General features: G+C 63.4%; 15 protein-coding genes. 8 read left to right on the top strand and 7 right to left on the bottom strand.

Going from position 1 to position 17,826, the window contains the following annotated elements; translation table 11 throughout:
• From AC1Q7F_RS27075 to AC1Q7F_RS27095, 5 genes are all read left to right on the top strand, one after another.
• Nucleotides 1-816 carry an alpha/beta fold hydrolase gene (locus AC1Q7F_RS27075; protein ID WP_492511672.1) on the top strand — a complete coding sequence of 272 codons (816 nt, stop codon included), beginning with the start codon at nt 1-3 and terminating at the stop codon, nt 814-816.
• Nucleotides 809-1,303 carry a flavin reductase family protein gene (locus tag AC1Q7F_RS27080; protein ID WP_492511673.1) on the top strand — a complete coding sequence of 165 codons (495 nt, stop codon included), beginning with the start codon at nt 809-811 and terminating at the stop codon, nt 1,301-1,303. The genes AC1Q7F_RS27075 and AC1Q7F_RS27080 overlap by 8 nt, the downstream gene beginning before the upstream one ends.
• Complete coding sequence (locus tag AC1Q7F_RS27085) at nt 1,303-2,103, top strand: sugar phosphate isomerase/epimerase family protein (RefSeq protein ID WP_492511674.1); 801 nt, start codon at nt 1,303-1,305, stop codon at nt 2,101-2,103. The genes AC1Q7F_RS27080 and AC1Q7F_RS27085 overlap by 1 nt, the downstream gene beginning before the upstream one ends.
• A gap of 218 nt (nt 2,104-2,321) precedes the next feature.
• A complete protein-coding gene (locus AC1Q7F_RS27090; protein WP_492511675.1) occupies nt 2,322-2,804 on the top strand; it encodes an Lrp/AsnC family transcriptional regulator in 483 nt (160 codons plus the stop codon).
• On the top strand, nt 2,801-3,301 hold the full coding sequence (locus AC1Q7F_RS27095) for an Lrp/AsnC family transcriptional regulator (RefSeq protein WP_492511676.1): 501 nt from the start codon (nt 2,801-2,803) through the stop codon (nt 3,299-3,301). The genes AC1Q7F_RS27090 and AC1Q7F_RS27095 overlap by 4 nt, the downstream gene beginning before the upstream one ends.
• A 33-nt stretch (nt 3,302-3,334) precedes the next feature.
• Here the strand turns inward: AC1Q7F_RS27095 and AC1Q7F_RS27100 are convergent, their stop codons facing one another.
• The 3 genes from AC1Q7F_RS27100 to AC1Q7F_RS27110 all read right to left on the bottom strand — a co-directional run bounded on the left by AC1Q7F_RS27100 (nt 3,335) and on the right by AC1Q7F_RS27110 (nt 6,204).
• Nucleotides 3,335-4,558, bottom strand: coding sequence for an NADH:flavin oxidoreductase (locus AC1Q7F_RS27100; RefSeq protein WP_492511677.1), 1,224 nt, complete (start codon nt 4,556-4,558; stop codon nt 3,335-3,337).
• An 80-nt stretch (nt 4,559-4,638) separates the two neighbouring features.
• On the bottom strand, nt 4,639-5,034 hold the full coding sequence (locus AC1Q7F_RS27105; RefSeq protein ID WP_492511678.1) for a VOC family protein: 396 nt from the start codon (nt 5,032-5,034) through the stop codon (nt 4,639-4,641).
• A 90-nt stretch (nt 5,035-5,124) separates the two neighbouring features.
• Complete coding sequence (locus tag AC1Q7F_RS27110) at nt 5,125-6,204, bottom strand: hypothetical protein (RefSeq protein WP_492511679.1); 1,080 nt, start codon at nt 6,202-6,204, stop codon at nt 5,125-5,127.
• 171 nt (nt 6,205-6,375) lie between these two features.
• Here AC1Q7F_RS27110 and AC1Q7F_RS27115 point away from each other — a divergent pair, with 171 nt between their 5' ends.
• The 3 genes from AC1Q7F_RS27115 to AC1Q7F_RS27125 are packed head-to-tail and all read left to right on the top strand — an operon-like array spanning nt 6,376 to nt 8,834.
• Nucleotides 6,376-7,176: an SDR family NAD(P)-dependent oxidoreductase gene (locus AC1Q7F_RS27115; protein ID WP_492511680.1), complete on the top strand. Its 801-nt coding sequence runs from the start codon at nt 6,376-6,378 to the stop codon at nt 7,174-7,176.
• A 16-nt stretch (nt 7,177-7,192) separates the two neighbouring features.
• Nucleotides 7,193-7,867 (top strand): hypothetical protein, encoded by a 675-nt coding sequence (locus AC1Q7F_RS27120; RefSeq protein ID WP_492511681.1) that lies wholly within the window; start codon nt 7,193-7,195, stop codon nt 7,865-7,867.
• A 34-nt stretch (nt 7,868-7,901) separates the two neighbouring features.
• Nucleotides 7,902-8,834, top strand: a complete 933-nt coding sequence (locus AC1Q7F_RS27125; protein ID WP_492511682.1) for an alpha/beta hydrolase — start codon at nt 7,902-7,904, stop codon at nt 8,832-8,834.
• Nucleotides 8,835-8,882: 48 nt separating this feature from the next.
• On the opposite strand, the gene AC1Q7F_RS27130 is transcribed toward AC1Q7F_RS27125, so the two are convergent.
• Genes AC1Q7F_RS27130 through AC1Q7F_RS27145 form a run of 4 tightly spaced genes read right to left on the bottom strand, consistent with a single transcriptional unit; the run spans nt 8,883 to nt 17,785 of the window.
• A complete protein-coding gene (locus AC1Q7F_RS27130) occupies nt 8,883-10,298 on the bottom strand; it encodes an NAD-dependent epimerase/dehydratase family protein (protein ID WP_492511683.1) in 1,416 nt (471 codons plus the stop codon).
• 10 nt (nt 10,299-10,308) lie between these two features.
• Complete coding sequence (locus AC1Q7F_RS27135; protein WP_492511684.1) at nt 10,309-12,693, bottom strand: alpha-L-rhamnosidase-related protein; 2,385 nt, start codon at nt 12,691-12,693, stop codon at nt 10,309-10,311.
• Nucleotides 12,690-15,569, bottom strand: a complete 2,880-nt coding sequence (locus AC1Q7F_RS27140) for a glycosyl hydrolase (protein ID WP_492511685.1) — start codon at nt 15,567-15,569, stop codon at nt 12,690-12,692. Before AC1Q7F_RS27140 ends, AC1Q7F_RS27135 begins: the two co-directional genes overlap by 4 nt.
• A gap of 20 nt (nt 15,570-15,589) precedes the next feature.
• Nucleotides 15,590-17,785 carry a glycoside hydrolase family 3 C-terminal domain-containing protein gene (locus tag AC1Q7F_RS27145; RefSeq protein WP_492511686.1) on the bottom strand — a complete coding sequence of 732 codons (2,196 nt, stop codon included), beginning with the start codon at nt 17,783-17,785 and terminating at the stop codon, nt 15,590-15,592.
• Nucleotides 17,786-17,826: the final 41 nt, after the last annotated feature.

Below are 17,826 nucleotides of genomic sequence, written 5' to 3' on the forward strand. Positions count from 1 at the left end.
ATGGCCAGCGAAATAATCAGCAGGACCCACCGCGTCAGTGGTGGCCACGACATTGTCGTGGCCGAAATGGGCTCGGGCCCGGCGGTGGTATTCATCCATGGCAGCGGGCCGGGGGCATCGGGACAGTCGAACTTCCGACAGAATGCGCCCTCATTCGTAAATGGCGGCTACCGCGCCATCCTTCCCGATCTGATCGGCTATGGTGCGTCGTCAAAGCCGGAGGGCATCGATTACACCCTCCAGCTTTTCACTGATACGTTGTATGAAGCGCTAATCGCCCATGGCATCGAGAAGGCGACCCTGGTCGGCAATTCGCTGGGCGGCGGCATCGCCATCCAGATGGCGCTCGACCATCCGGAATTCGTTGATCGTCTGATCCTGATGGCGCCGGGCTGCATCGAGGAGCGGGAGGAATATTTCAAAATGCCCGGCATTGCCGGCATGGTGAGCTCCTTCGGCGGCCCGGACTTCAATGAGAATGAGCAGCGGCGTCTCATCACCAACCTTGTCTATGATCCCGTCTATGTCACCGACGCACTGGTGAAGGAGCGGTTCGCCGTGGCCCGCACCCAGCCCAAGGATGTGATCGTGCGGATGCGGACCCCAAACCTGCGCCCGCGCCTGGATGAACTGAAGATGCCGATCCTGGTCTTCTGGGGTTTCGCGGAACGATTCATGCCATTGACCGGCATCAACTATTTCCTGGAATCCTGCGATGATGTCCGTGTCGTCACCTTCAACAAGGTCGGGCATTGGGTGCAGGTGGAGCGGGCAGACGAGTTCAACCGCCTGTCCCTGAGCTTCCTTCATGGGTAGTACTGAACAAACCCAGGGCGATGGGATGCCGTTGGCGTTCCGGGGCGCCATGCGCCGGCTGGCCTCGGCTGTCGGCATCGTTACCGGCCTGGGGGTGGACGGGCCTGTCGGCATGGCTGCGACCTCCATCACCTCGCTGACGATGGAGCCCCCGGCGATCCTGTTGTGTGTCAACCGTTCGGCGGGCCTTCACGCCTGTCTGCTGCCGGATGCGCCGCTTTGCGTCAACATTCTGTCGCGGCATCAGCAGGAGGTGTCGATAGCGTTTGGCGGTGCCATGCCCAGAGATCAGCGCTTCCGCGTCGGCCAATGGGAAAGCGACGCCAATGGCCTGCCGATACTGTGTGAGGCGCAGGCCGGTCTCTCCTGCCGCATCGATCAAGTGGTGCCCTATGGCACGCACAGCATCGTCATAGCCCGTGTCGAGGCGGTGCGGTTGAGCGGGCCTGTGTCACCGCTGATCTACCAGGACGGGGCCTATCTGTGATGCGGCTCTCGCTGGACCATATCACCGTCACCGACGCCACCCCGTCGCAACTGGCCGATCTGGCCGCCGCGACGGGGTGCGCGGGCATGTGCCTGTTCCTGCATTCGATGGACGTGCTGCCCCGAATGCCGGTGTACGATCTGATCCGGGATGCGGCCGAACGCCGGGCGACAAAGGCCGCCATGGCAGCGGGCGGGGTGGTGGTCGATCTGGTCTATCCCTTCACCATGGCCGGTCGGACGGAGGTGGCGGGGTTCGAACCCGCCTTGGCGGCGGCGGCATATCTGGGTGCGCCGTTGGCCAATGTGCTTTGCTATGACCGCGATCCCGGGCGCCGAACCGATAAGCTGGCGGAACTGGCGCTGCTGGCCGCCGGTTACGGCGTTGGCCTGTCTATCGAGTTCTATCCGCCATCGCAGGTCCGCACCCTCGCCCAAGCGCTGGCGGTGATTGATATGGTTGGGCGCGCGGATATCGGTGTAACGCTGGACCTGCTGCATGTGATGCGGGGCGGGGATTGGCGGGACAGTTGGACGCTGCTTGCCGATCCGCGCATCCGGATCGCGCAGATCAGCGATGGCCCGACCGCCATGTCTGCTGACCTTATCGAGTGGGAGGCGGGGCTTCAGCGGCTGTTGCCGGGCGAGGGCGTCTTCGATATCCGCGCCTTCATCGGGAATGTTGCCGCCGGTGTGCCGTTCAGCGTGGAAGTGCCCCAGGAAGCGGCCATCGCCGCCGGCATCCCGGCGCTGGACCGGGCACGCAATGCGGTTTCCGCCACAAGGCGCCTGTTTGCGTAAGGCCTGAAGGGTGCCGATATTTCCCGGAGCAGCATCGTCACGGTCTGCTTCTGGCCAGGATGTGTGGGTCAATATTCACGTTTTTCGCGACGGCCGGTGGACCGAATTACGCAATAGGGGCTGCGTCGCAGGTGCGAACATGGCTGGCGGTCGGAGATTATGTTCTGATATAACTGCGAAATGCGTAGTTGGGGATATTGTAGGGAACCCGTTGAGATATGCAGATAAGAAGCGGCAAGGCCATTACGCCGGCATCATTGGACGCGCTGGACAATAGTATCATTGCGATCCTTCGCTCCAACGGTCGGGCGACCAATCAGGAGATCGCAGAACGGCTGTCCATCACGGCGGCGACCGTGTCCGCCCGGCTACAGCGGATGGACGAGGCGCGGGCAATGCGCGTCGTGGCGGTCACCGACTTCTCCGCCCATGGCTACAATCTGCTGATCGCGCTTGGCGTCAAGGTGCAGGGCCGGGATGTGTTTGAGGTAGGGCGCGATCTGGCCAAGCTTGACGAGGTGTTGAGCGTCAATGTGATGACAGGGGGGCACGACCTGGAACTGCTGGTCGCCCTTCATGACCTGTCAGAGTTCAATGGCCTGCTGTCGGCGCATATCTCCGCGATTGAAGGGGTTTACCAGATCAGCCCCGGCATTGCCGCCGACATTGTCAAATTCGAATTCAATGTGGTGCCGCTATGAGTGAGAGTGCCAACGGTGTGAAGCTGGACGATCTGGACCGGGGTATCGTCCAGAAACTGGCCCGCGATGCGCGTGTGTCGAACCGGGCCATTGCGGCGGAATTGGGCGTCACCGAAGGAACCATCCGAACCCGCATCAAGCGGCTTCAGGTGGAGGGCCTGATCCAATTCACGGTCGTGACGGATTTCCGCATGGCCGGATCACCCAACCTGTGCATGATGGGGATCGATGCGCAGCCATCCCATGTGGCCGAGCTGGCGGAAACCTTGTCAGCCATGCCGGAGATCGGGTGCGTGATCAAGCTGTTGGGTCGGTACAGCCTGCTGGCCATGGGTCTGTTCACCAGCATCGAACAGCTGAATGATCTGGTGACCAGCCGCATCCGCCCGCTGGCGGGCGTACGCCATGTCGATATTTCGATTTCAGTACATAATCTGAAATACGAAGCCGGGATGGCGAAGGTGTCTCTGCCGAAGCGGCGGGTGGAGCCGGTTTAGGCTCCACGACCGCCGCCCGGTAGGGTCTTGCCGTCAGGCTGCTGCGACAACCTGGTTGAGCGAGGGGGCCAGAGCATTACCCGTTTTGGGGCAGTGGGTGCCCGATGGGCCGTACATGGCGGCCACACAGCGGTTGCAGGCATCGCAGCCTGATCGGTGCGCCGGATTGATAGCGAAGTGATTGATCAAGGCCGGGTCATGGACCAGGGCGCGGGCGATCACAGCCGCATCGAAGCCTTCATCCAGGGTTTGCTGTGCGGCAGCCAGCGAAAGGACGCCGCCCAGATAGCCCAACTGGCATGTCACGGCAGCCCGAACCTTGCGTGCGGCTTCCAGGAAATAGAGTTCTGAGAAACGCAGGGCTTTCGGTGTTGTCAGCTTCAGCAGGCCGAATTGCAGCTTGCCCTTCCAGCCCGGCGACAGCTTGGCCAGGTCGTCATAGGGCAGGGGGCTCTGGAAGATGGCCCAGGCGGCCTCGATATTGCGGCCACCGGACAGGACCAGCATGTCGGCACCCGCCGCCTCCAACAGCTTGGCCGTGACGACGGCGTCATCGACCGTCGCCCCACCCTTCACCCCGTCATAGAGGTTGATCTTGGCCAGAACGGCCAGCCGCCCGCCGACGGCCCGTTTCACGGCGGCCAGGATTTCCGCCGGATAGCGGACCCGACCGGCCGCATCCCGGCCATATTCGTCACGCCGCTTATTGGATAAGGGTGAGATGAACTGGTTCAGCAGATAGCCATGGCCCATATGCAGTTCCACGGCGTCGAACCCGGCCTTTTCCGCGCGCAAGGCGGCGGCCACGAACTCGTCGCGCACCTGATCCATGTCCGCGCGGGTCATGGCCCGTTGGAATGGCCTGCCCATCAGCACGCCGATCTGGTCGATACCGCCGCTGGCCGACATGGCACGCGGCGTCGACAACTCCTTATGCTGGACAAAGCTGCCGGCATGGGTGATCTGGGCCGATGCCCGGGCGCCCTGGGCATGCACGGCGTCGGTGATGGCGCGGTAGTGCGGAATGGCGGCATCGTCAAGCACGCCCTGGCTTGTGAAGGTGCGCCCGTCGGGCGACACCGCGATATAGGCCAGCGTGGTCATGCCCACGCCGCCGGCTGCCAGATTGCGGTGGAATTCCAGCAATGCCTTTGTCGGTAGACTGTCCTTGGTCATCATTTCGTTGGCGCCGGACCGGATGAAACGGTTGCGCAGCGAAATCGGTCCGATCATCACGGGGGAAAGGGCATTGGCCATGATGTGGCTCCGGCTTGTCCTGGGGGATGGGGACGGGGATGGCGGTGCCGTGGCAGGACCGCCAAACCTGAGCCGAACCATCAGAGCAGTTGCACCACCTCTATCAGGTGGCCTTCAATATCGCTGACGAAGCCGACCTTCACGCCGTGTGCCGTGTCGTTGTAGGCGGGCTGTACCAACGTGCCGCCAGCTTCGACCGCACGCGCGATGAAGGCATCGACGTCGGGCGTGATGAAACCCAGGATCACCTCGTCGCTGGACGGCTTCTGCGCGTCCAGGAATTTCAACAGCACGAAGGTCGCCGCTCCCTGATAGGCTGGTGCAAACAGGATCTCGCTGATCTTGCGACCGGCGATTTCCGCCTCGACCCGCCCGGTTTCCGTCAGTTCGCAGACCTTCTTGTAGAATTCGGCCGTCGCTTCCAGGTCGTTCACCAGCAGCTTGGTGAAGCCCAGCATCGTAAAGGGAACCTGCATTCCATCCTCCCCAGTTTTTTCTGCAATGAACATATAAAGAAGGTGGGGGAAGCCGACCGGGCCTTCCCCCACCTTCAGCCACCGCACCGGTCAGGCGACCAGACGCAGCGGAGACAGCGGCGCTTCCGGCGGATAGATCGTCGGGCGACCTACGTCGTAAGCGGCATTCAGCGTGCCGATGAACACAGGGTCCACCAGCGGGTTGGTTGGGGTTTCGATCTGGATGCCTTTGGCGCGCACATCCTTGATCAGGGTGTCGAACACCCGGTCGAAGGTCAGGTCGTCGCTATGGTCCATGTTCTTCTTCAACTCGGCGAGATCCTCGAACACTTCCGCAGACCAATGGACCAGGAAGCGCAGTTCATCGGTGTGATACCGGGCGATCTCCTTCTCGCCGGTCTTTACGATCCAGTGATCCTTGCTGTCGGCAGCGCCGGAGAACAGGGAGGTAAAGTCCAGCCCCTCCGGGAACCGCTGGTCCAGGGGGCCATTGGCCTCGCCCCGGTGCACCATCAGTTCATTCTGTACCAGGACACCCCGGTTATAGACCGGCGGCAATAGACGCTTGGGTGCGGCGCGTGGTCCTTCAGGCCAATAGGTGAAGCCGCTTTCCGGGTCATGGCTGAACCAGGCAATGACCTGCGCCATCTTGATCAGATAATCGCGGAACAGGCCCGACTTGGCCATGACGGAGCATAGCCAGGTTGGCGCATTCTCGTACCGGATGCCCCGGAAGCTGGGGCTGTCCAGGTGGCCCGGATCATTGTTGCCGCACGGGCCGTTCACGTTGAACAGCATCATCTGCGGCTTGGCGTACTTGGCTCCCCAATAGCCGCGCGCCAGATCCAGGAAGCGGCTGTTGAAGAAGCAGTCATCGATTTCCGGGAACAGGCAGGCCGAATAGTTGGCATAGAAATTCCGGAAGGTCGGCGTCAGGAACATGTCCAGCGACGGCGTTACACCCTCCGGGAAGCCACCGGACAGCGTGGCGATCAGGGCTTCAGGCGATGAGAAATGTTGCGCGATGATCAACTTGTGCGGACCGCTGTCGCGCACCACACCCAGCAGGCGCTGGAGCTGGTCAGGCGTGTAAAGATCGGTCAACTCACGCGGCGGCGCCACCGGGCGAAGGATCTTCGCCAGTTCATCCTTATGTGCTTCGGTCAGCATTTGTTTCCTTCCCATATGCGGCGGTCGGTTGAACCGCTTCCGATTCTGTAGTAAGTAAGCACTTACAATAATTCGGCGTCAAGACCCTTCGAGGCATCCGGGGCCCCACTGGACGAAACGGCAGAATGCGTCCATACAATAGTCTGAATATACGCAAAGTGGGAGGAAAAGTTGGAGCGTTTGAATGATCGCGTTGCCATCATTACCGGCGGTGCCAAGGGGATGGGTGCTGCCATGGCGCGCCTGTTCGCGCGCGAGGGCGCGCTGGTCGTCGTCGCCGATGTGGCGGAAGAGGAGGGGCATGCGTTGGTGACCGACCTTGGCGCCGGTGCCATGTTTCAGCGTCTGGATGTCGGGCTGGCGTCGGATTGGGAGGCGCTGGTGGCGGCCGTCCTGGAACGTCACGGTCGCATCGACGCTCTGGTCAACAATGCCGGCGTCGTGCACTTCGCCGATTTCGCCAGTCTGACGGAGGAGGCGTTTGACCGCGTGCAGCGGGTGAATGTGAAGGGCACCTTCCTGGGACTCAAGATCGTGGGCGGCGCCATGGTGGCGGCTGGCCGTGGCGCCATCGTCAATTTCTCCTCCATCGACGGGTTGCGCGGCAGCAGCGGCGTTGCGGCCTATGTCGCTTCCAAATGGGCGGTGCGCGGGCTGACACGATCGGCAGCGCTGGAATTCGGCCATCGCGGTGTGCGGGTCAATTCCATCCATCCCGGTGGCATCGACACGGAGATGGGCAATCCCATGCACCTGACCGGCGCTTCCAAGAACCTTGGGTACGAGGAAGTGCCCCTGCAACGCATGGGCGAACCGGGAGAGGTGGCCGCCGCTGCTCTGTTCCTCTGTTCCGACGATGCGTCCTACATCTGCGGGGCGGAACTGGCCGTCGATGGCGGCTGGAGCGCTGGCCATTACCACGTCTCGCTGCCGGGCGCGCCCGCCAGCATCGCCAAGCCGATGTCCCAGTAATCAACGGGAGGAAAGAATGTCCGCGAACGAGGCCGCTGCGGTCCGGCGCAGCCTGGGTCATATCGCCCTGCATTACCGCAATCCGCAGGAAGGCCCGCTGGCTGCGCGCCTGCTGGGTCTGGTCGGATTCCAGGTTGTCCAGGATTTCCCGCTGCCCGATGGCAGCCGCTTCTATCAACTGGTGCTGAACCCGGACGAGGGTGGGCGCGGGCAGGGGATCGTGTATCTGTCGGCCCTGCCGGAACCCGACCGCGCCCTGCAGGCCGCCATCCATGCGGCCCTTGGCGTGGGCACGGGGGCGGAGCATCCCTCCGTCACTAACTTCCGCGCGGCCCAGGCCAGCGATCCGGAATATGGTTTCCATGTCGGTATCCTGGCTGACAGCCTGGAATGGATCGAACAGACCATGCTGACACTGAAGGACTGGTCGCAGAATGATCCGGATTTCATGGGGCGGCTGAATCTTCTGTCCAACCGCTCACGCCGGGGGACCGATGCCGTGGACCAGCGGCTGGACGCGTCACCCGTGTTTGGGGGTACGTCGCGTTACACCTATGGCCGCCATGCCGTGCAGGCCTTTGTCGATACCGACATCTTCGCCGCCGGCCCGCTGGGCGAGAAGCTGGTGATCGAACTGGACTACGTGTTCCCCGGCTATCCTGAAAACATGTTCACGAAGACGGAATTCTGAAGGGCGCCGCCCTCAGTCTTTCCAGGGAGGAAAAATGAAGTTCGATCCACAGCTTGAGCCGTTCATTGCCGGCATGGCGCAGTTCCCCAAGATGGATCAGGTGCCGTTGGCCACCATGCGCGATCTGGTGCGCCAGGCATCGACCAGCTTTCCCAAACTCGACTTGCCCATGGGGGAGATCAGTGACCGGCTGATCGATGGACCCGGTGGTGCCCTGCGCGTGCGCATCTATCAGCCGGCGACCGGCATGCCGGCCCCGGTGCTGGTTTATTTTCATGGCGGCGGCTTCGTCATGGGTGACCTGGACACGCAGGACATGATCGCGCGCGGTCTGTGCCATGCGGCGCAATGCGTGCTGGTGTCGGTCGAATACCGGCTGGCGCCCGAATATCCGTTCCCGGCCCCCGTCGATGATTGCTGGGCCGCCACCCTGTGGGCCGCCGAAAACGCGGCGGAGATCGGCGGCATCCCCGGAAAGATCGCCGTGGCCGGCGATAGCGCCGGTGGCGTGCTGTCGGCTGCCGTGGCGCTGCGGGCGCGCGACGAGGGCGGGCCGAAATTGTCGGCGCAGGTCCTGATTTATGGTGGCGATGGCTATCCCACGGGGGAGAGCGAGACCTGGAGGCGCTATCCCCACGCGCCGCTGTCTGACATCAAGGACGTCCTTTATTTCTGGGACACCTATCTGACCAAGCCTGAGGACCGGGAGAACCCGCTGGCCTCTCCCGGACGGGCGACGGATTTCCGGGGGGTGGCGCCGGCGCTTATCATCACCGCGGAATATGACAGCACCAGCGATGATTCCGAGGCCTATGGCCGCAGGCTGATCGCGGCCGGGGTGCCGGTCCTGACCCGCCGCTATATCGGCGCCATCCACGGTTTCGTGTCCTGGCTGGGCATGGTGGATTGCGCCCGTTCTGCCATTGATGATGCCGGCGGCTGGCTGAAACTCTGCTGGGCGCGGTGACCGGTCGCGCTGTCCCTGAAGCCCGGAAGGGCTTCAGGGAACTGATCTTCAGAACGGCGCCACCTGCGCGAAGAACGGGCTTTTTGCCGTGACGCGGTCATAGCTGGCCGGGTCTGTCTGGCAGTGGGGGCACCAGTGGCCACCCTTCAGCATCAGGTTTGGCGTCATACTGAACTCATGACCCAGCGCACATTCCCAAGGGGCGGGCAGGTGGGCGTCTGCATTGTCGCCCAGGAAGCGGCTGCCCCTGTACCCGGCCGCATCGCGCAGCGTCGAAACGGTCCAGTCGACAGGCGCTACGCTTTCATCATAACCATGGTTGAGCAACGTTGGCGTGCGCGACGGCTGGTCGAAGCGGTACTTGTCCCAGCTTGACGGGAGCGCCTCCCATGCCTGACGAGAGCCGAAATAGGCGTTGATATGGTCGCGGTCGTCCGTTGCCAGCCAATGCAGCGATCCGCCTTCGGCCTTGGCCAGGGTTTCAATCCGGTTGCGGATCAATCCGGGAGCGAAACGGCCGATGGTTTTTACCAGCCAGGGTACATTGGCCGCCAGATCGCTCAGGAAATCGGTGATCGTCTGACTACGGTAGGGGACCAGGGCTTCCAGCCGATCGGAATCGCTGTACCACTGGCCATGGAAATTGCGGGTGGCGAACCAGTTGGGATCGAAGATCCGGCGGAAGTCCTGGATGCCCAAGGCCGTGAACATCTGAACCATATATTCATGGTTCACCACCCGGCAGCTTTCGCCGCCGCCGATATTGTAGAAGCCCCGCCAGAGCGTCTCCGGCACGTCCGCGCCGCAGATATTTGCCATCAGCCGGCCGCTGTCCTTGGCCGTGACCCATTCAAACACCCCGTTGAACGGATTGTGGAACATGATCGGGTCGTGGGTCTTCCAGATGGTGGGATAGGCCATGCCCGTCTGGCGCAAGGATACCCAATATTTTAATCCGGACGTGGCGACGATGGCTTCCGCTTCCGTCTTCGTGACGGCGTAATGGTCGAAGCAACTGATCTTGATGGGGTCGCCCGTGCGGCCCCAATGGACGGGGGCCATGCGGCTGCCGGTCTGGGCGACGGTGCCGATATAGATCAGGCGGATGCGGTCGGGTTCCGGCTGGTTCTGGATGGCGTGGACGATGTTCTGCGCCCCGCCGACATTCACACGTCGCGTCAGGTCCGGGAACCGGTCAGCCAGAGGGGAAACCATGCCACCCACATGCAGCACGATATCCGATCCGGCCACGCCGCGTTCCACATCTTCATACTTGGTCAGGTCGCCCCAGAGGAGGTCAACATCACGGTGCCCGCCGAATTGCTGGATCACCGGATGTTTGGCCTCCGTGGGCAGGACCAGGATGCGTATCTTGGCCCCCCCTCTGGCGAGCAGATGCGCCAGGGCTTCCCGGCCCATGTTCCCCGTGGCGCCGGTCAGGAAAATCGTCTGATCATTCTTCATGATGGGGCTTTCAGGGCGATGCGCGCAGCCGCAGCCGCGTCCGGCTCTCGTTCAAGGGATGGGATTGTCCGTTCCAGATGAAGCTGCCGGGTAGCTTGGCCGGCTTGTCGATCTCGGCCTCCAGCCAGCCGCCCTCCAGCCGATAGCGCACCTTGACCGGCCCGTGTGGGGTCGCGGCGGTGGCATCCAGCCGGGTCAGGTCGCCCAGATGCGGTTCCACGCGCAGAGCTGCGTAACCAGGGGCGGCGGAACGGATACCGGCGACGATGCCCAGCAGGTCGGCGGTGGGATGGGCGCTCCAGGCGTGACTGTCGGACCGGGTATTGCCCCGCTCCTCCGGCCAAGTGGTGTAATTGAGCGCCAGCAGATCCCGCCAGGTCTTCAGCAAACTTAGATAGCGCTCGGACAGGCCGGCATGATCGAAGGCTCGGATCAGGTACCAGGCAAAATAATAGCTGGTGGTGAACATGCCATCCGGCGCGTCGATGCCTTTGCCCGGCGCCATGATGCGATCCAGAATGCCTGGCGCCTGTTCTGGCGTGGCCACGTCATACAGGACGGCCAACGCGTTGGTGTGTTGGCTGAATACATCCAGATCGGGGTTGTCGGCAAACAGACCGCGTTCGGCGTTCCAGCAATGCTGGCGAAGCGCGGTCCGCAGGGCGTCAGCCTTCCCCTTGAAGATAGCGGCCCGGTCAGGATCGCCCAGTGCGGTCTCCAATGCTGCGCCCTGGTCCAGGGCACCCAGCCAGGTGACGGACATCAGGCAGCTTTCATTAGTTTCCTTGCTGTAGGAGGGGAACTTGTCACGGTCCACGGCCGTCTGCCCGGCCCAGTCGATGAAGTTCCATTGCGGATTCCGGGTCAGCAAGCCGCGGGGGGACCGGTATTTCTCGAACCAGTCCAGCACGGTTCGCATCCGGTCCAGGTTCCGGGTGATGGGCCGTGGGTCCGGCTGTTCCATCCACCAGTCATGCAGCATCCCCACCCACAACAGGGAGAAGGGGGCGATGGCGTTGGAGCGGCGTGTGGGATATGCCGCTTCGATCAGGCCGTTATCGGTGTTGGAACTGGCAAAGGCGTCGATGGCCTGTTCGGCCAGCCTGGGGTCACCCGAAACGGCGTAGGAAATCAGCATCTGAAGGCGCGTGTCGCCGGCATATTGCAACTGTTCCCAGAAGGATGTGTCCATGTAGGTTTCATGGGCATCGACCTCTGCCGTGCGCCAGCCGACGTGCCAGATACGGTCCAGTTCCGGATCGCTGCTCTCAAACCGTGCTATCTTCTGGAACGGATAGCCGGTTTCGAAGACGGACAGTTTTTCCAGGGTCAGCGGCACTTCCTTGGTCGTCACCTCAATCTCCAGATAGCGCCAGGTGCGCCACCAGAGGGGCATGAAGGACAAGGAACGGCCATCGGCGGTGATGCTGTCGGTGATGCCCACCGGCTTGCGGTCGCCGATCAGGTTGCGGTCGGCCTTCTTGAACTTCTCGTCATACAGTGCCTCCGCGTAGGTCAGCTTGACCTGTGCGCCGGCCCCGCCGGAAAGCACCAGTTCGGGATAGGCCGACACCATGGCGTCGCGTTGCAGCAGCAGTGTCACTTTGCCATTGGCGGGCACTGTGACGGGCCGGGCCGGGAAGCCCTTTGCCGCCGGTAAGCTGGTGCGCACGACTTTGCCCGCCGGCACGGGGAAGAAACGCTGCTGCGGCAGCCGGTCGGCGACCAGCGTTCGGGCCGCCGCTTCCGGTGCCGGCACGGCATTTGTCCAGTCCCCGGGCGTGATAGTGGCATCCAGCGTTTCCGGCGCCCCGGCGGCGTAGTACCAGCGACGAACCTGCTTTTGGCCGTTGCTGGCACCGCGTGATGGATCAATGGCGGTCTGCCAGCCGGGTGCATCCGTGCCAATGCCTGCCGGCCCGCGCAGCCAGAAGCCGGTTGCCACGCTCTGCTGCGCGGCGGGGCCGGTCTGCTGCACCATTTCAAATGCCGTGAAGGCGGCTTGCTGCTGTTTCGTGGGATCGGGTGGTAGTGTCGGGGCTGGCTTCACGAAGTTCCAGACCTGGGCGGTCAGGATGTTGCGGCCCGGTTGCAGATAGGGGGCCAGATCCAGGCTGCTGATCCGCCAATGGGCCACGCCGCCCATCGATGGACCGGAGGCCACGCGCCGGCCATTGACGAACAGGATGAAGCGGTTATCGGCGGTGATCTGCACGGGGAAGGATGTGGGAACAGCGTCCAGGTCGAACTGACGTTGGAACGTCAGCACGATCGGGGCGCTGTCTGCTTTCACCGACGGATGGGTGATCCAGCCCTGCGCCTCACCGCCAAGGGCGGTTCCGGCCCAGCCGGTCACCAGCATGGCACTGGCCATCAGCAAATTACGGACGTTCATCGCACGATCTCCAACGCCACGGGGCCGATCAGGCCGGCGGGAACGGGTTTCAGCTTGCGGAAGCCAGGGGCCTGCGGATCGATCATGGCGTTCTGGGGCGTGTTCATGATCGCGATGGAGATTGTGTTGTTGCCGGCGCGCAGGGCTTCGGTGACGTCCAGGCGGAAGGGTGCTGTGATCAGCGGTTGGAAAGCCCGGCCATTGACGGTGACCACCGCCACGTCATGAACCAACCCAAGGTCGAGCCAGACACGATTGCCCTTGCGCAGCCAGTCCCGCTCCACCTTGAATTTGTGGTCATAGGTGCCGGTGCCGGCGAATTGTTTCAGCGTCTCCACCTGTGACCAGTCGGACAGCGTGATATCCTTGAAACTGGCTTGCAGAACCGCCCCCTTGGGGCCATGGCCGTCCACGGTCAAGCGCCAGCCATCGGGGCTAAGCGTTGTCGCCGCGACCTTTTGCGGAACGGGCACCGTCTGGGGCTGCTGCGTCGGGTCCAGGACCAGCAGCGCGCTTTCACCAGCGGCCAGCGCCAGGGCGACAGCGGTGCCGTCCGCCACGGCTTGGGCGTTGACGGGGGTGGTGCTGCCCTGCAGCGCGTTCCAGCGGCTGACACCGCCCATCGCGGGCAGGATCAGGCTGGCATCGCGGGGTGCCCCGGTCCGATTATGGAGGAAAGTAACCAGTTGATCACCCACCCGCCGCTGTACATAGACAAGCCCGGACGCGTCGGTGCCGGTGAAGCGCAGATTGGCCGGCACCGACAGGGATGACAGGGCAACGGCCACGTCGGACGCCGGCACGACACGCGCACCGGCGGCGATGGCGGCGGCGATGGCGGTGCGGACACGGGCATCGCGCCGGTCGGCATCCGCCAGCCCTTCGTCCCGGTCGGGTGCCTTGTCGGTGAAGATCACAGGCAGGCCGTCCTTGGTGAAGGCGGCAATGCTTTCGGCTGTTTCCGCCCGGATACCGTCCAGCGGCGGCAGCACCAGCGCCGGATAACGTGCCCCGCCCTTGGACAGCAATACCCTTCCTTCGACCTTGGCATCGGCGATGGCGTCCGGGTTGATGCGGTCGAAATCATAGCCGGCGGCCAGGAACGTCTTCTCGGCCGCTTGGGCGCCGGCCCCGGCATCCTCTATCCCGACATAATAGCCGGTCTGGCCGTAGAAATAGGCCACGGGCACGATGGCGGTGCCCTGGCGCAGTACGGCCTGCAGGCGGGTGATATAGCCCGCCAGGGTCGGTATGCCGGCCCAGATCGGATTGGCCTCGTTCAGCATTGTGCTGAAGCCGGCGGCGAAGGCGCTGGGCTGGAACGCGTGCCAGCCGGGCCAGACCGCGTCCGCCCGTTCATAGTTGAAACCGTGCAGCACCAGGCTGTTTACACCGCCGGCCAGGATCAGGTCGACGCGGCGACGCATTTCGTCTGGCGTCACGTCATAGGGACGATCCTTCCAGACCAAGCTTTCCGCCGAGATGGTGGGACGGCCGTAGAGATGCGCACCGGAGCGGGCGAACCGCATGAAGATTGGGTCGCCGTCATGGACCAGATCCTCCGTTTCCGGAATATCGACGATGCCATAGCCACGCACGATATCCAACGCCCCGCCATGGGCCTGGAACTTGGCCTTCAGGCCATTAGCATGGTTCCAGGCCACGAACGGTTCGATGAACCCTTCAAACATCAGGTCGGAAATGGTGCGGCGATAATCGGCGCGCACCCGATCCGCGATGTCGCCTTTGGCATCATTGAAATAGGGTGGCGACCAGTGTTCGCCCCAGGCCTGCATCCAGCCCGGCTGGATGACCATCGGCAGGTAAGGTGTCAGGTCATAGCCCCGGCGCTTCTGAAACTGGGCCAGGAAGTCGCCGGTCCAGGGCAGATCCTGCATCAGTTCCAGACTGTCCACGAAGCCGGCGCGCATCGCCCCCATCGCGTTGCCCAAATTCGGGCGCAACGGGTCGCCGACGCGGGCGGCGTGGGCGGCAAAGGCGGTTTTATCCATATGGTCCAGGATTAGCTGCGGTCCCTCGCCGCTCCCGGCCAGCACGCCGACATTGGCGGCGAACTGCTTGAAGACAAAAACCTGCCAGGTGCCGGGCAGCGGTTTCCAGTCGAGTGTGCCGTCATCCCGCAGCTTGTCGGTCAGGACCAGGATGCTGGCAGGGTCCAGCACTCCCGGCTGCTTCACGTCCCCCCAGGGGGTCAGTACCAGACCTGCCGTGGCGGCGGGCTTGTCCAGTTCGGGGGCGGTGCCCTTCACGGCCAGCACGGCGACGATGCGCGCCCGCGCATCCATCCGTGCCGGCCAGTCGGCGGCGCGGGGGTCCTTCGACCGTGGATCGAAGCTGGACAGGGCGCCCAGCCGCTTGGTCCGTGTCGGGATAGCGGGCGTGATCTTTTCCTTGCTGCCGCTGGTCACCTCCGTGCGGGCCATGGCCAGTTCCAGATAGGCTTTTTCCGGCGGGATGGCGAAGCCGCCACCGGAGGGCCAGGCCGATCCCAGCGTGTAATCCAGCACCATGCCATGGGCCTGTGCTGCTTCCGCTGCGGCGCGGACATTGGCAAAGAAGGCGGGAAGGGCATAGGTGTTGATATTGTCCTTCTCCCAGGTGCTGAGATTGGGTACGCCGGGATTGAAGGACTGGATTTCCGCCCCGCCGAAACCGGCCTTGTCCATCTGGGCGATCTGCTCGCGCAGCTTCTCTGCTGTCACCGCATTGCCCGGCCACCACCAGCGCAGCAGGGGCCGCGCCTCTTTCGGCGGGGACTGAAACATCTGCTCAAGATTTTGCGCCTGTGCCGCGATCGGGGTCAGAGCGATGGCGGCGGCGCAGGCGGACAGCAGCAGGGCGCGCAATGGCTTCATCAGGGAACCTCCGGTTCGGATCAGGGCTTGCGCGTGGTCTTCGCCAGATCGACGGTACCGGTCAGCACCGTATCGATGGCCGAGCGGCCCACTTCCACCGTGTATGATCCGGCGGGGACGACCCAGCGCTGTGCGTTGGCGTCGAAGTCACCGACGATCCGGGGATCAGCCTCCACCACCACTTCCCGGCTTTCACCGGGTTTGAGGAAAGGCTTGTCCCAGCCGATCAGGCGCTTGGCCTTACCGGGACGGGAGACATAGACCTGGGGTACGTCGGCCCCGTCGCGGTCGCCGCTGTTGGTGACGGTGAAGCGCACGCGCAAGCTGTTCCCGCCTTCCAGCACCAGCCCGCTGTAACCGAAACTCGTGTAGGACAAGCCGTAGCCGAAGGCGTAGAGCGGCTGATGGCCCTTCCGCGCGAACCAGCGGTAACCGCCATCCGACCCTTCCGGATTTTCATACTCGAACGGCTTCAGATTGGCCTGCAGCCCATAGACCGACCGGGTCTCCTTGTCGGCTGGCGGGGCGTCGGATCCGGGCAGCACCGGCAGGGGCAACTGGTCGACCGAGGCCGGGAAGGTGACGGGCAGGCGGCCCGACGGGTTGACGGCACCGGTCAGCACATTGGCGATGGCTTCCCCGCCGCGCTGACCGGGATACCATGCGACCAGCACGGCCCCGACTTTATCCTGCCAGGGCATGGTGACGGCATTGCCGGTTTCCAGCACAACGATGGTGTGACGATTGACCTCCGCGACAGCGGTGATCAGCGCATCCTGCCCATCGCCCAAGGTCAGGTCCTGCTGATCCACGGATTCCGTGGCCCATTTTTCGGCAAAGACGATGGTGATGTCGGCCTGGGCGGCGGCTTTGGCTGCCGCCTGCGGGTCGCTGCCGTCCAGGTAGGTTACCTCGGCTCCCGGCAGGCCCGCTTTCAGGGCGGCCAGGGGCGAGGAGGAATGATAGGTTCGCTTGGCGAAGGAGCCCTTGACGGAGACCTCCTTGGCCAGCCCGCCAACCGAAATTACCTGACTGGAACCGCCGCCGGCCAGCACGCCGATGTCGGCATTGCCGCCGATAACCACGACACGCTTCACATCCCCGGACAGGGGCAGAAGTTTATTCTCGTTACGCAGCAGGACGATTCCCGCCTCTGCCGCTTTCTGGGCGATTTTGGCATTGGCGGTGTAATCGATGGCGCTGCCCAGGGTAACGGGATTGTCGATGACGCCATGGGCAAACAGGGTGCGCAGAATGCGGCGGGCGGCGGTGTCCACGGCTGATACGGGGATGGTGCCGGCGGCCAGCGACTTTTCCAACAGGTCGGAGAAATATTTCTTGCCGTCCAACTGTTCACCCGACTGCTGGTCCAGCCCGTGGACCAGAGCCTCGGTAGAATGCACCGCACCCCAGTCGGACATGACATAACCCTTGAAGCCCCAGTCGCGCCGCAGCACGTCGTTCAGCAGGAAGGGGTTCTCGCAGGCGAAGATGGCGTTGACGCGGTTATAGGCGCACATGACAGAGCCTGGGTCGCCGATCTCCATGCCGATCTGAAACGCCAGCAGCTCGCTTTCACGCATCGGCGCCTCATCCATCGTCACCGACAGCACGTTGCGGCCGGTCTCCTGGTTGTTCAGCGCAAAATGCTTGATGGTGGCGATGATGTTGTTGGACTGCACGCCGGCGATGGCGTGACCGACCAGCCGGCCGGCCAACAGCGGATCCTCGCCCAGATATTCAAAATTGCGACCCGCACGCGGGTCGCGCACCAGATTGACGCCTCCGACCAACATGACGTTGAAGCCCTTGGCGCGGGCTTCTGAACCGATCATGACGCCGCCGCGCCGGACAAGGGCGGGGTCCCAGGTCGAGGCAAGGGTCAGGCCGGAGGGAAGGGCGGTGGCGACATCGCCTGGGCGGCCATTGTTGAGGTTCGCCACGCCTAAGCTGGCGTCACTGGCCGTCTGGTAGGGAATACCGAAACGCGGAATGCCGGCGATGTAGCCGGCCCCCATAGCGATCCCTTCCGGGCGTTTTGCCTTGGGCATCAGCAGCGGCATGGGGCCGTGCAGCAGGCTGATCTTCTCTTCCAGGGTCAGCCGTTCCAGCACGGCCTGGGCCTTCGCATCGGCGTCCGGCGGATATTCGGCGGCGTTCGCTGCACCGGTTGCAATGGCCAGAAGCGACGTGAAGGCGCACAGGGCTGCCCGCATGGTTTTCCTCCGATTATTCAAACTGCCTGATTGTTTTGATA

The sequence above is a fragment of the Niveispirillum sp. GW835-FHT14G11 genome (assembly GCF_058793615.1).